9 protein-coding genes are annotated in these 13,834 nt (G+C 57.5%); 6 read left to right on the forward strand and 3 right to left on the reverse strand.

The window, feature by feature from the left end; all coding sequences use genetic code 11:
- Together VGR81_12275 and VGR81_12280 are read left to right on the forward strand one after the other, a co-directional pair.
- A partial coding sequence (locus tag VGR81_12275; GenBank protein HEV2289719.1) for an ABC transporter permease occupies positions 1–2,602 on the forward strand: 2,602 nt, incomplete at its 5' end.
- Positions 2,603–2,666: 64 nt separating this feature from the next.
- A complete protein-coding gene (locus VGR81_12280) occupies positions 2,667–4,241 on the forward strand; it encodes a glycosyltransferase family 39 protein (GenBank protein ID HEV2289720.1) in 1,575 nt (524 codons plus the stop codon).
- A 37-nt stretch (positions 4,242–4,278) separates the two neighbouring features.
- Here the strand turns inward: VGR81_12280 and VGR81_12285 are convergent, their stop codons facing one another.
- Complete coding sequence (locus VGR81_12285) at positions 4,279–5,310, reverse strand: VWA domain-containing protein (GenBank protein HEV2289721.1); 1,032 nt, start codon at positions 5,308–5,310, stop codon at positions 4,279–4,281.
- Positions 5,294–6,280: a VWA domain-containing protein gene (locus tag VGR81_12290; protein ID HEV2289722.1), complete on the reverse strand. Its 987-nt coding sequence runs from the start codon at positions 6,278–6,280 to the stop codon at positions 5,294–5,296. Before VGR81_12290 ends, VGR81_12285 begins: the two co-directional genes overlap by 17 nt.
- 367 nt (positions 6,281–6,647) lie before the next feature.
- Between VGR81_12290 and kdsB the strand changes: the two genes are divergently transcribed.
- The 4 genes from kdsB to VGR81_12310 all read left to right on the forward strand — a co-directional run bounded on the left by kdsB (position 6,648) and on the right by VGR81_12310 (position 12,783).
- On the forward strand, positions 6,648–7,421 hold the full coding sequence (gene kdsB, locus VGR81_12295; GenBank protein ID HEV2289723.1) for a 3-deoxy-manno-octulosonate cytidylyltransferase: 774 nt from the start codon (positions 6,648–6,650) through the stop codon (positions 7,419–7,421).
- Between the two features lie 1,588 nt (positions 7,422–9,009).
- Positions 9,010–10,539 carry a hypothetical protein gene (locus VGR81_12300; GenBank protein HEV2289724.1) on the forward strand — a complete coding sequence of 510 codons (1,530 nt, stop codon included), beginning with the start codon at positions 9,010–9,012 and terminating at the stop codon, positions 10,537–10,539.
- A 430-nt stretch (positions 10,540–10,969) separates the two neighbouring features.
- Positions 10,970–11,656, forward strand: coding sequence for a thymidine kinase (locus VGR81_12305; GenBank protein HEV2289725.1), 687 nt, complete (start codon positions 10,970–10,972; stop codon positions 11,654–11,656).
- Positions 11,657–11,916: 260 nt separating this feature from the next.
- Positions 11,917–12,783 (forward strand): hypothetical protein, encoded by an 867-nt coding sequence (locus VGR81_12310; protein HEV2289726.1) that lies wholly within the window; start codon positions 11,917–11,919, stop codon positions 12,781–12,783.
- Positions 12,784–12,834: 51 nt separating this feature from the next.
- Here the strand turns inward: VGR81_12310 and VGR81_12315 are convergent, their stop codons facing one another.
- Positions 12,835–13,635 (reverse strand): hypothetical protein, encoded by an 801-nt coding sequence (locus VGR81_12315; GenBank protein ID HEV2289727.1) that lies wholly within the window; start codon positions 13,633–13,635, stop codon positions 12,835–12,837.
- Positions 13,636–13,834: the final 199 nt, after the last annotated feature.

Below are 13,834 nucleotides of genomic sequence, written 5' to 3' on the forward strand. Positions count from 1 at the left end.
TATCGCCGCCGGTATGGCGCCCGGCGAAGCCCGCCGCCGCGCTCTTGCGCAATTCGGCGGCCTCGAATCGCGCAAAGAAGAAACCCGCGACGCCCGCGGCACGCATTTCATCGAAACGCTGCTTCAAGACATTCGCTTCGCGTTTCGCATCCTCCGCAAAACGCCGCTCATCACTGGCATCGCCATTCTGTCCCTCGCGTTGGGCATTGGCGCGAACACTGCTATCTTCAGCCTCATCGACGCCGTCATGCTCCGCATGTTGCCGGTGCAGAATCCCGAGCAACTGGCAGAGATTCTGTTCCGCTCGCCGACCACTTCAAGGCCCAGGCCGAACGTTACAAATCCCATCTGGGAGCAAGTGCGCGATCATCAGGACGCATTTGCCAGTGTGTTTGCCTGGAGGTCCACAGACTTCGATCTTGCCGACGGAGGCCAGGAAAACACGATCCCCGGCGTTTACGCGAGTGGCGGCTACTTCACAACGCTGGGCGTGCGACCCGCAGCGGGCCGCTTGCTGACTGCTTCCGACGACACACGCGGCTGCAGTGGCGTTGCCGTCTTGGGTTACGGTTTTTGGCAGGCGCATTACGTCGGCGCACAGTCCGCGGTCGGCTCTTCGATTCGCCTCAACGGCCACTACTTCCCAATTATCGGCGTAGCCCAGCGCGGCTTTTCCGGCATTGACATCGGCACTTCCTTCGATGTCGCCATTCCGATTTGCGCGGAGGCGATTCTTGACGGAAAGGATTCGTCCTTGGATTTACGCGCCGACTGGTGGCTGGCGATGATGGGCCGCCTCAAGCCCGGCACGAACGTTGAGCAGGCCGACGCTCGCATGAAGGTTCTATCGCAGCCTCTCTTCGGCGCCGTTGTCCCTCAGGACTGGCCCTCGAAGTATCAGGACATGTTCCGGAAATATACCTTTGCCGTTCTGCCAGCGGCAACAGGTGCGGGAGGTCCGTTTGGGTTGCGGGCTTACTATAGGCAGCCGCTGGAAATCCTCATGTTTGTCGTGGGCCTCGTTTTGCTCATTGCCTGCGCGAATATCGCCAGCCTTCTGCTTGCCCGTTCTGCCGCGCGGCAAAAAGAAATCGCCGTGCGACTGTCTCTCGGTGCTTCGCGCGGGCGTTTGGTCCGTCAAGTACTCACGGAGAGCGTCGTTCTCTCGGGCGCCGGAGCGCTCCTCGGCATTTTGTTTGCGCGCTGGGGTAGTGCGCTCTTGGTGCGTTTTGTTTCCACGCAGCAGAATCAGGTATTTTTGGATCTGAAACTGGACGGCCGCGTATTGGCATTCACGATTGGCATTGCCGTGCTGTGCGGCCTGCTTTTCGGCATTCTTCCTGCGCTGCGCTCAACGCGCGTCTCCGCCATGTCTGCAATGAAAGAGGGACAGTCGCAAGGCGCAAGCGGCCGCTCTCAGTCCGTTGCGGCACGCTGGATTGTCGCCATGCAGATCGCGCTCTCGCTCGTTCTGCTGATTGGTACCGGCCTCTTCATCCGCACATTCGCGAATCTCATGACTCTCGATGCAGGCTTCGACCGCAACAACGTCTTGATGGTCGAAACAAATATTCACAACGCGCAGATTCCTGAACCTGCGCGCGCCCCGCTCTACGGCCAGATGCTCGCCAAATTGCAAGCCGTTCCGGGTGTGGTCTCGGCCAGCCAGTGCTGGGTGACGCCTCTTTCCGGCAGGCAATGGGACAATTCTTTGACGATTCCGGGTGGTTCACTTCCAGCGGGTGCTGACTCGGATGTCTTACTGAATTGGGTAACGCCCGACTTCTTCGCCACGATGCGCACGCCAATCCTCGAAGGCCGCGCCTTCGACGCGCGCGATACAGCGGCTTCTACACCGGTTGTCATCGTCAATCAGCTCTTGGCCCGCACATACTTCCCCGGGCAAAATCCCATCGGCAAGCACCTGCTGGCCAATAACAAAGGCATGCTCAGCACACAGCCGATGGAAATCATCGGCGTGACGCAAAACGCGAAATATAATTCCTTGCGCGAAGATTTCCAGCCAGAAGCCTATTTCCCTTTAGCGCAGATCGGCGCCGTCGGCGAAGGAACTACATTTGAAATTCGTACCGCGATGACGCCCGGCGTGCTGATTCCCGCCGTGCGCGACGCCATGGCCAGTGTCAATAAATCTGCGTCGCTGCAGTTCACCACATTGCGACAAGAAGCCGACGATTCCGTGCTGCAGGAACACTTAATGGCCGTTCTTTCTGGCTTCTTCGGTGGCCTCGCGCTCCTGCTCACCGCCATCGGCCTCTACGGCGTTATGGCCTATGTGGTCACGCAGCGCACGCACGAGATCGGCATTCGCATGGCCCTCGGTGCGCAACAAACTTCCATCCTCCGCCTCGTCATGCGCGACGCAGCGATTGTCCTTGTCGCCGGTATCGTTGCAGGGGTGCTCGGCTCCATCTGGATCACGCGCCTCGCACGCCAGCTTCTCTTCGGTCTCACGCCCAACGATCCATCAACGCTGGCATTGGCCATCATGGCGCTCGTCGCCGTCGCCCTCGTCGCAACGTACATTCCCGCCCGTCGCGCGATGAAAGTCGATCCCATGGTCGCGCTGCGTTACGAATGACGTTTGTGTCGCAGGCTGTCTGCCTCACTAAAAACTTACAAATCTGGGTTAAACTCTCCCTCCGATGAACACCGACGTCACTTCTCAACCCGCAAACGTAAACGCCTCCGAGCCGCTCCCGCGCCTCGCCACGAGCGTGCTCATCATTCTCTGCGCCGCAAAATTTCTGCTCCACGCCTTCACGAGTCTCTATCGCTACGGCTACTTCCGCGACGAACTCTACTTGCTCGATTGCGGCCGCCATCTTTATTGGGGTTATGTCGATATGGCTCCGCTCTCCGCCGTCTACGCGAAAATCGCGCTTCTTCTTGGCGGCTCGCTTCCTGCGCTGCGCATCCTTCCTGTGTTCGCCGGCACCGCGCTCATCGCGCTCACGATTCTCATCGCGCGCCAGCTTGGCGGCGATCGCTTCGCGCAGGCTCTCGCGGGCCTGTGCGTTCTGCTCGTTCCCGTGAATCTGGTCATGAACGACATGCTTTCCATGAACGCTTTCGAGCCGCTCTTCTGGATGGCCTGTGTCTACATTCTCATCCGTATCATCCGCACGGGGGATTCGAAGCTCTGGCTCTGGTTCGGCTTGCTCGCTGGCCTCGGGCTCGAGAACAAGCATTCCACTCTCTTTTTCGGTTTCGCCGTCTTTCTCGCCGTTGCGTTCACGCGCTTGCGCCGCGAATTCGCCAAGCCTTGGATCTGGCTCGGCGGCGCCATCGCTTTGCTCATCTTCATGCCCAATCTCATCTGGCAGATTCATCGCAATTTCCCGACGCTCCAGGACCTCGAAAATGTCCGCCGCACCGGCAAAAACGTAGTCTTGAGCCCGCTTGCTTTCATCGGCCAGCAAATTCTGATGGAGCAGCCGATCTTCGCCGTTTTCTGGATCACAGGGCTCGTTTCCCTCGTCGCAGGCAGCAACAAAAGATTCCGCCTCCTCGGCTTCACGTTCATCATCTTCTTCGCGACGCTCCTCATCCTCCACGGCAAGGATTATTACGTCGCTCCCATCTATCCCATGATGTACGCCGCGGGCGCGGTCGCCGTGGAAAGCTGGCTCGCCCATCGCCGCTGGGCCGCCGCGCGCCTGTGGCCAAAAGCCGCCATCGCGACTGCCGTTATCGTTCTCGGCGGCCTGCTCGTTCCGCTCTTCACGCCCATACTTCCGCCATCGCGCTATCTGGCCTATGCCGACGCTCTACACTTGCATCTCACGAAAACAGAAGTCCACCAATCCGGGTCGCTGCCGCAATTCTTCGGAGATCAATTTGGCTGGCGCAGCCTCGTTCGTCAGATCGCTGATGTTTACAACTCCTTGCCGCCCGATGAGCGCGCCACGACAGGCATCTTCACCGGAAATTACGGCGAAGCCGGAGCCGTGAATCTTTTCGGCCCGGCCTATCGGCTCCCGCGCGCCTATTCGCGCCATCAGAATTATTGGTATTGGGGTCCGCCGCCGGTGGCTTATACAAACCTCATCGTCGTTCAGTGGGGTCTTCAGGACGTGCAGGATAATTGCACTTCATGGCAGGCTTTCGATCATCATTCGGAATTCGGCATGGATGAGGAGAACACTCCGATTTATCTCTGCCGCGGAGCCAAGTTCGACATTCAGAAAATCTGGTGGCATTCCCATCACTGGAACTGACGCGAATAAATTAGTGGGGACTGTTCCTCGCGAACTCCTAATTTCCCGCCGTCGCTGTCGCATCCGCGGCCGCCTTGGGTGCGAAATATCCGGGCCGTGCGCGCACGCTCAATTTGCCCATGCCCTTGACGGGAGCGACGGCAATTTTCACCGTGCGGAACGTGCCGTCTTTCGACGTATTCGAGGGGTAGTAGCCGATCATGTATTGGTCGCGAATATCCTCGGCGATCCGTTTGCAGATCGCATCCACTTCATCAGTGGTCTTTGGAAAATACGCCTCGCCGCCGGAGGCCTCCGTCAGTGCGAGCAACGCCTTCTTTCCTTGGCGGATTTCCGACCGTTCATCTTCGCCTTTTGCGAAAAGCCCCACAGCGTAGATCATCACATTCGACTGTTGCAGTTTCTCAACCGTATACGCCAGGCTGTGCGTGCTGTCGTTGTCCTCGCCGTCGGTAATCACCAGCAGCACTTTCTTCTCGCGCGTCCCTTTCTTCAGATGATTCATGGATCCCAGAATTGCGTCGTATAGCGCTGTCCCGCCTCGCGAGTCGATGCGGTCCAGCGCAGCGTTCAGCACGTTGGGGTCATTCGTAAAGTCCGTATCCATGTCCAGGTAAAATTCGTCGTTGAAATTCACGACAAACATCTCATCCTGTGGATTGCTCGTGTGCACGAACGTCAGCGCCGCCGCATTGACGCGCGCGCGCTTCGGCCTCATGCTCGCGCTGTTGTCAATCACCAGCCCCGCCGTTATGGGCATATCCGCATGTGTGAACAGGTCGATTTTCTGCGGCGCTCCATTTTCTAGAACGTGGAAATCCTGCTCGCTCAGCCCGTTCACGAAGTTTCCTTGTTTGTCCAGAACGGACACCGGCAGGCGCACCATGTCCACCGTACGCTTCAGTGTGTAAGGTTTATTTTGTGGCGCTCCCGGCGGCGGGGGAAGCTGAATCGTCGAGCCGTTTTGCGCCGAGACCGTTCGCGCGCCGGCAAACAATCCCGCAATCAGAATGAAAATGGAGAGAACGAAAACTGGACGGCCGATGGTTCGCTTATGGTCCTGGCGCAAAATACCCGTAGCGCGAGTAAACCGTGAGCGGCGGCAGTCCCCTGGGTGGGTGCAGCTTGACTCGGATTTTCCGCCATTTCCCGTCGTCTTTTGCATTGCTCGGACGGTATCCCAACACATACTGATTACGCAGCTCCATGCTGATTTTCGTGGCGATGTCGCCCAGGTCATCCAGGTTCCTCACGATGAACGACCGGCCGCCCGTCATCGCCGCCAGGTCGCTCAGCATCTCTGGCCCCTGGCAAAGTTCCGGCTGAGCCGTTTCGCTGCACGGATCGAATCCGTATACGCCAATCGCGTAAATCTGTACGTCCGATTCACGCAAAAACCGCTTTACGTCCGACTCGTCGTACCTGCTGTGATTATCGCCTCCATCCGATATGATGAGCAAAGCCTTTCTCGTGTTGTGTGCTCCTTTCATCTCGCTCATCCCCAGATACACGGCGTCCAGCAGCGCCGTCATTCCTTTCGGCGCGCTGAAAAGCAGGCGATTCTGCAATTCCTCGATGCTGCTCGTGAAAATGGTCGCCAATTCCGCGCGATCCGCGAAATCCACCAGGAAAAATTCGTCCGCCGGATTCGCTGTCTTGAAAAATTGCACCGCGGCCATGCGCGACTTCGAGATTTTCTCCGCCATGCTCCCGCTGACGTCGAAAATCACGCCGATCGAAATCGGCACATCGTCCTCTTCGAACCGCATGATCTCTTGTTCGCGCCCGTCCTCGTACACTTGGAAATTATCTTGCGACAGGCCGGTCACCAGCCGCCCATACGGATCCGTCACCGTGACATTCACAGTCACCAGCCGGACGTCTTTCCGGATTTCGGGAATGTGCTGCTTAACTGGCGGCGGAGGTTTGTAGATCAGAGGGCCGGCCTGCTGCGCGTGGGCTTGGCCGCACAGGATCATCAGCGCCGCAACAACCCCCGCGGCGCAACCCCCTCGGAACAACTTGGCTGCGTTCGGCATCCGTCCTCAATCGCAACAGCAGCCGGATTTATTGCTGTGATTCTACCACCAGTCCACTGCAAATCAAGCTCAACTCGTGCCAATTTTCGCTGGTAGCCACGAACTTTTCGGACGCCATATCTCGATATTTATCAATGCTCGGGCAGCTTTCGTCCCAGTTTGTTGCAAATTGATACGATCTTCGTCACGAGACTCGCTTTTCCTGCGGCTAATTTCTCCTCATTTCTCGCAAAATCTTGCACACAGACGTAACTCGTTTATATTTGAATTCCGCTCGCCTCCGAAAGCTGCTGACCCCCGCCAATTTCTCGCATCGCTCTGACGAATCGCCGCGCTTCGTGCTAGCATTTCGCCGGAGAGATTCCGCATGCCCGAAAATTCCAATCCGTCTGTCCTCGCCGTCATTCCCGCGCGCTATGCTTCGACGCGTTTTCCCGGCAAGCCGCTCGCGCCCATCGCCGGCCGCCCCATGATTCAGCACGTCGTCGAACGCGCGCGCCAGAGCAGCCTCGTTTCGCGCGTCCTCGTCGCCACCGACGATCAGCGCATCAAATCCGCGGTCGAAGCCTTCGGCGGCGAAGCCATCCTGACGCGCGCCGAGCATCGCACCGGCACCGAACGCATCGCCGAAGTCGCCGTGCACATCCCCGCCGATATTTACGTCAATGTTCAGGGCGATCTCCCGCTAATTCCTCCGGAAGTCGTCGACGCTGCCGTCGGCGCCATTCTCTCCGCCGAAGATTCTGGCGCCGAATCGCAAGTCGCCACGCTCTGCGTTCCCATCACCACGCCCGAAGAAATCATGAATCCCAATATCGTCAAGGTCGTCTGCGATTTCGACGGCCACGCGCTTTATTTTTCCCGCGCGCCCATTCCCTGGGTCCGCGACGCCTCGACGCCCGTCGCCGCGCGCCATTTCAAGCACATCGGCCTTTACGTTTTTCGCCGCGACGCGCTTCTCGAATTCCCCGCGCTCCCTCCCGGCGAACTCGAACGGCTCGAGCAGCTTGAACAACTGCGCTGGATGGAAAATGGCTACCGCATCCGCGTCGCCGAATGCGCCTACGAAGGCGTCGAAGTCGACGTTCCCTCCGACGTCCCTCGCGTCGAAGCCTTCCTCCGCTCCCGCGCCGCGTCCTGACTTTCGGGATGCGTCCTGAGCTTGCCCGCTGCGGCGGGCGCAGCCGAAGGACGGTTCGCTTCGCGGATTCCGGTCGTCGTGCGACCGGAATCTGCATGCCGCAGGCAGGCTCTTAGCCTGTGTGTTTGTAGTTCGTAGGGGCGCTGCTTGCTGCGCCCGTTGTCATTCCGAACCGGCCGCATTTCGGCCGTGTGAGGAACCTGCTTCTTTTCAGGTCGGCCACACGCCCTGCCGTCTCTTGGTACGGGATAACGGCGAAGCTTGCCTGCCGGGGCAGGGGCATGCTTTTCGTTCTTGTCTTCGTAGGGGCGCTGCTTGCTGCGCCCGTTGTCATTCCGAACTCGCTCGCGCCCGCGTGGCTCAGGTTTTGCTTTTGATTTTTCGGGTGCCCCATGCTCGCTTTTTGAGCGTGGGGCTTTTGCGGCCCATCGAGCACTCCCCGCATTCATTGTCATTCCGACCTTGCCCGCCGCGGTGGGCGAGTCCCGAGCGCTTTTTGCGACGGGCGACGAGGAACCTGCTTCTCGCCTTGCGCTACCCAGATTCGAGCCGCACGGTTCGCCCGCCGTTATCTTCCTTGTGCGCGGCACTTCCTGCTTGCCCTGAGTCGCTTTTGCGAAGGGAGCGAAGCGAAGGCCCTGCTTTTCGTTCTTGTCTTCGTAGGGGCGCTGCTTGCTGCGCCCGTTGTCATCCCGAACCCAGCCCGCACGCACGAGGCAGCAGTTCAGCACAAAAGAAACGTGCGGGATGGCGGTGAGGGACCGGCTTTTCGTTTTGTCTTCGTAGGCGTGAGGCTTGTTTACCCTGACGGAGGAAGGGCCTGCCGCGGCGGGCGAAGTCGATGGGCGCACGCCGTGCGCGCGCAAACCGAAGTCACCCCGTTCCTTTTGCGCTTCTTCATCCGCGCAAGGTATTCGCATCCCGCGGTGGCCCATCCTTTGCGTTCTGCGCGCATACGACCGCGCGCAGCAAAGGGTGGGGGCTTTTGCTGTCAGCCAAATGTCTGCTGACTTCTCGCGCCCCTTCTTTTTCGGCGCCTCACCCGCCGAAGGTATTCGCTTCGCTCAGCCGTGCGGCTCCTGGGCCAAGGGCAATCCCGGCGTACTTTGAGTGATGAAAAAAAACGTGCCGCTGCCAAACTGCCGCAAAACGGTTCTTGCGAGTCCGTTTTATTTCTATATGTGTTATTAAATGTCAGATATATTAGCTTGACATGGATATATCCTTACGATACCGTGCCCGCATTCATTGCCCCGATCCCGTGCAGTCGCCCAATGTGCCGGCCAAAAACATCCGAATGGAGTAAATCCTGATGAATTCTCGCTTCCGAATCCGCCCTCGGAAATCCTGGATGAGTGCTGGAAATCTGCCGAAATGGCTGGCTCTAGCATTTCTAGTCCTCGCGTCTCTTTCGACTGCCTGCGCTCACGACAAAGGGGAACGAAAAACTCCGAACGAGCCGGCGAAGCCAACCCGGGGAGCTGTAGATCCGGCGCCCCCTGGCGGAACCTCGACTTGCCCAAGCGAAATTGTAGATGTGAGTTTGAGTAAGCCCAAACTGGGTCCGATAACCGAGGATATGACTACAGTGACTGCAACCGCAACCCTGCCCGCAGGCAAAACCGGCAGGATTCAAATCTGTAGTAACGGGGCGCTTGTCGCAAGTTCTTCCACCCCTGATTCGATGGGGTCATTCAGTGTACCGCTGACAGCGAAGTTCAAAGCCAAGGACAAGGTTCAGGCGCAACTAGTTGTATTCGAGAATGCTGAAGGAACAACAGTCTTCAGTCCCGCCAGTGACGACGTGACCGTCACGGGCGGAAGCTGCGCAAAAGCGGGAAGTTCGAACTCGGCAACGGCACCGACTTTAACAATCAAAAGCGTTAATAGTGACGACGCGCTTGCGACTTACTCCGGAACGGTGGACAAAGCAGTGAAAGGCTCAGTCCGCGTCTGCGTCAACGATATTCCCCTGACAACTCAAACGCCCATTCGAAATGGCAAATTTGATAGCGGCACAACCTCGATTACGGTCGCAAAAGGTGACAAGGTCACGGCACAGACGGTTTCCTCGAGTAATCCGCCGGTGTACGGCTCTGTCAGTAACGTGGTTACGGTTGGCGCCAGCCCAAAGCCGCCATCCGCCACTATCATCATGATTGCTGGTTACGAACAGGCGGCCTACAGCTCTCAAGGCCTAAATGGCAATGCATTCGTGGATTTGTTTTATCAAAGCCCGTCTTGGCATGGGTGGTACGGCTGGGGTAATGTACGCTTACTCGGTGCTCCACAACCTTCAACCCAGGGAATCGCGGGCTCCTTCGCAAACCCCCAGGGACAAATCGCGACGCAGAGTTATTCAACGGTCGGGCAGGCAATGGATTTCATGATCGGCCCGGAATATAGGCTGGGCAAGCCGGGTTCGCATTGGGCTGCCATTCTCGAATTCGGCGCGACTACGCCTCTTTCCTCCCAAAGCACGCCGCTCACATTCGTTGTCCCTCCCGCTGGCACGATCGAATGCTCCACGCTCGTGAGTCGCTTCTCTCCTCAGAACGGCTACAATCCAGGCTTAATGGCCTCCACCACTTCGGGAACTTGTCTCCAGGGCGGCTACACAGACATCGCCTTTGCAAATCAGGACCGCTCCAATTTCCTGGTGAAATATGCAGGAGGACTTCGGTCAACCCTCAAAATGCCTTGCCAAACCGGCTCCGCCCAAAATCCCTGCTCCGATTCCTATGCGTTGCTGGACATGACGCTCGGTCAGGATGAGACCGTATCGGGGGGTTCGCCTCGTGGCGTTGTATTCAAGCTGGATGGAGAACTTCCCCTGCCGGTCTTCAGCTCTTCTTGGTTGTACCTCTTTGGGTCTGTGTACATGCGAGTTCTCGACGATGTCCAGCTTTCTCCCTTGGTCTTGCAAGTGCCTACTACGCCCGTGACCGTCCCATCCCCTTCCGTCTTCATTCTTCCCTTGCGCCAACCTAATCGCGACTATTTCCGCATCGGAATTGGCCTCAATCTCAGCCAGGTCTTCTGCAAAATGAGTGCCTCCGCCTGTCCCAATTCCAACTCCGGCGCTGGCACGAGCTCAACCGCTGGTTCGACTCCTTGATAGCTTTCCGCCCGGTGTATATTTATCCGCGTGTGGCCCGTCCTGCATGCCCTGCCTGCCCTGACGGAGGAAGGGCCCCACCCGCTGTCATCCCGAACCCAGCCCGCACGGATGGGGCAGCAGTTCAGCAGAAGAGAAACGTGCGGGATGGCGGTGAGGGACCTGCTTTTCGTTTTGTCTTCGTCGGGCCGCTGCTTACCACGCCCGCGCCTGCCCGCCCGGTCGCGGACCGCGTGCTAAGGCCTTCGTAGGGGAGGGTCTTCAGACCCTCCCTGCATCTCATTACCGCGGCCCGCCCGCCATTAACTTCCTCTTGCGCGCCTCGTCCGCGAGTTGTAAAAGGTAATCGCCCTCGCACTTTCCACTGACCACTGACCACTGGCCACTTCTTCTCCCATTTGTGTTAGCCTAATCGCAGAAGGAGGCAAGCGTGGACATCGTCAAGGGCAACATGGGCTGGATCGAAGTCATCGTCGGCCCCATGTTTTCCGGCAAAAGCGAAGAGCTCATCCGCCGCCTCCGCCGCGCCGAAATCGCCCGCCAGCGCGTGCAAATCTTCAAGCCCGTCATCGACAAGCGCTACTCCTCCAACGGCATCGTCTCGCATTCCGGCCTGGAAATTCCTTCCGACCTCGTCTCCACCGGCGCCGATATTCTTGCGAAAGTCGAGGCGCGCACCGAAGTCATCGGCATCGACGAAGCGCAATTCCTCGGCGAATCGCTTCTCGAAAGCTGCACGCGCCTCGCCGATCTCGGCAAGCGGGTCATCGTCGCCGGCCTCGACACGGATTTCATGGGACGCCCCTTCGAGCCTATGCCCCGGCTGCTCGTCGCCGCCGAGGAAATCACAAAATTGCTCGCGATTTGCGCGCGCTGCGGAAATCCCGCGGTGAATACGCAGCGCCTGGTTGCGTCCGAAGAATTGATCGTCGTCGGCGCCGGCGGAATGTACGAAGCGCGCTGCCGCCGCTGCTTCGAGCCGCAGCTCGCCGTCGAAAAAATCGAAGCGGAAAAATCCGCGCCGCGAAAAATCCCCGCGGAAGCCGCTGCGCAAAGCGCCCCGGAAAATTCCGAAAACAAAGATTCGCGCGCCAAATCGCGCGCCGCCGCGCCATAAATCGCGCAGCGAACAAAAAGCGAAAAAATCGTCAAAAACACGAAAATTCAATGGCCTGCTTCATCAGGCCAATTCGCAGCCGAAAAAGCGCCTCGAAAAAGACAATTTGGCTGGATTGGCCTGTACTAGGACGTGATGGTCGCCGCCGCGCGCGGCGCGGATTTCGCGCGTCCCAATTTCCGGCAGAAAGAATCGGGGGTTGCGCGACGCAAAAGGGCGTATCCGGCAGAGGCTTCCTGCATTACAATTAAGGTGCCTCCATGTTTCGCCTGACTACTTTCGCCGCGGCGGCCTTGCTGCTCACGTCATACGACACTCCGCACGTGTACCCGTTGCACTCTGATCCATCGTCGCCGCTGAATTTGAATCTGCCGATTGAATCTTCGCCGACAGATATTTTCCTCACGCTCGCGGGAGAGTCCTGGCAAAAAGTAAATGATCCGCAGGTGAAATCGCGCTATGCAATCATTCGTTATGTGGAAGGAGAGTACGCGCGCGTGGTGCAGCCGCTGCCGGCGCAGAAAAACGGATTTCGCTACAAGGTCGGCGCGCCGATTGATGCGAAACAATTGCACTACGCGCTGATGCGCGGCTCGGCGGCGAATCGCGGCGATCAAGTGCAAATCACGAACATTCAATTTCGCGACAAAGAAATTGTGATCGACATCAACGGCGGAACAAAATCAAAATTCAACTGGCGCCAGCACGTGTCGATCGACGCGGGACCGGTCCCGTCGACGACGATCTATCCTGACAATCCGTCGTTTCAGAAGCTGGGCGCGGTGTTGGTTCTGGATTTCGGCAAGAAAGTTCCTGAGTTAACTCCCGATGAATTGAAAAACGATCTTGCGCCATTTTTGAATTTTGCGGGCGAACATTCCTCGGCGGTGAACTGGGTGGACACGCTGCCGAAAGTCTACCAGGATGCGATCAAGGATCATGTCGCGATCACGGGGATGAATCACGACATGGTGACTGCGGCGATGGGACGTCCGGACCAGAAAGTACGCGAGCCGGATGACAAAGGGAAGGAAACCGAAGATTGGATTTACGGCCACCCGCCGGCAAAAGTGACTTTTGTTACGTTTTCTGGCGATAAAGTCATTCGCGTGAGGTCGTACAACTAGAGCGCGTTTGAGAAACGGGCGTGGAGCGGTCGGCGCGCGCCACCCGCCACCTTAATGGCTAATTGCAGTCGCATTGTGCTGTCTCAGCCATCCGTCTTGATCTTCCTTCAAGTGATTTGGCCCGAAAAAGAAAACATCGAAATTCTTGGCCTTATAACGACTAAGAATTTCAGCTTTTTGGGGAATCGATAGATCATCCCCAACGTAGAGCATAACCCTTCCAGAGAACTCCAAATCTTCATATTTTGTCTGTTGATCCGGTAACCCTTCTTCAATGCGCAGATGTTTTGAAACATCATCCATCGCCCTCTGAACGAAATCTACGAGCGCCAAAGAAGCTCTGTAATCGTAATAGTGCTGAGGTATCGCTTCTGTTGAGGGAATGTAAAAACCTACGAATTTATAGTTCTCTAGATAATTTGCATAGACTTGACTTTCAATCGGGATCTTCGGGCCGTCCTTTGGGGCAAATTCAATATCGTTGAAAGTATACCTGTCTAGTGATGGGAAATCCTGCCTAAACGTTTCTTCAAGTGTGGTCGGCGGTCTGTCGGCAGAATTTGGGGGAGACGGTAAAGGTTTTTCTTCCGATTCGCGTTGGGCCTTTGATTTCCAGCGCCATCCTGCCCCTCCCAGCGCCACGACTATTAACACTACGGCTACAATCACTCGCAGCCGATATAGGTCATGACGTCCGTGTGTGTGTCCGGAAAACAATAACCACGCGCCCACAAGCGTACAAATGAGTGCTGCACCGAAAGCGAGACGCTGCCCAACTAGGTGTTCCATCAGATAAGGCACGCCAACGCCTGCCAGCAAGAATCCGTAGCCAAACTTTGCACCCTTAGACATGTAAGCGGATTATGTACCCTGTCTTGCTTGAAGTATATAATCCTGGAAAAACGCCCAAGGTGGGGAGAGGCAGTGGTCAGTGTTCAGTGGCCAGTGGATACCTTGCGCGGATTATTTTGCAAAGCGAAGTGCCGCGCAAGAGGAAGTTGACGGCGGACGCGGCCGCAGTAATGCGATGCAGGGAGGGTCCGAAGACTCT

Source organism: Candidatus Acidiferrales bacterium (genome assembly GCA_035934015.1).
Taxonomy (GTDB): Bacteria; Acidobacteriota; Terriglobia; order Acidiferrales; family UBA7541; genus DAHUXN01.

Coding starts and splice junctions, on each gene's coding strand:
- VGR81_12280 (HEV2289720.1), top strand. CDS start 2,667: ATGAACACCGACGTCACTTCTCAACCCGCAAACGTAAACGCCTCCGAG.
- VGR81_12290 (HEV2289722.1), bottom strand. CDS start 6,280: ATGCCGAACGCAGCCAAGTTGTTCCGAGGGGGTTGCGCCGCGGGGGTT.
- kdsB (HEV2289723.1), top strand. CDS start 6,648: ATGCCCGAAAATTCCAATCCGTCTGTCCTCGCCGTCATTCCCGCGCGC.
- VGR81_12310 (HEV2289726.1), top strand. CDS start 11,917: ATGTTTCGCCTGACTACTTTCGCCGCGGCGGCCTTGCTGCTCACGTCA.
- VGR81_12315 (HEV2289727.1), bottom strand. CDS start 13,635: ATGTCTAAGGGTGCAAAGTTTGGCTACGGATTCTTGCTGGCAGGCGTT.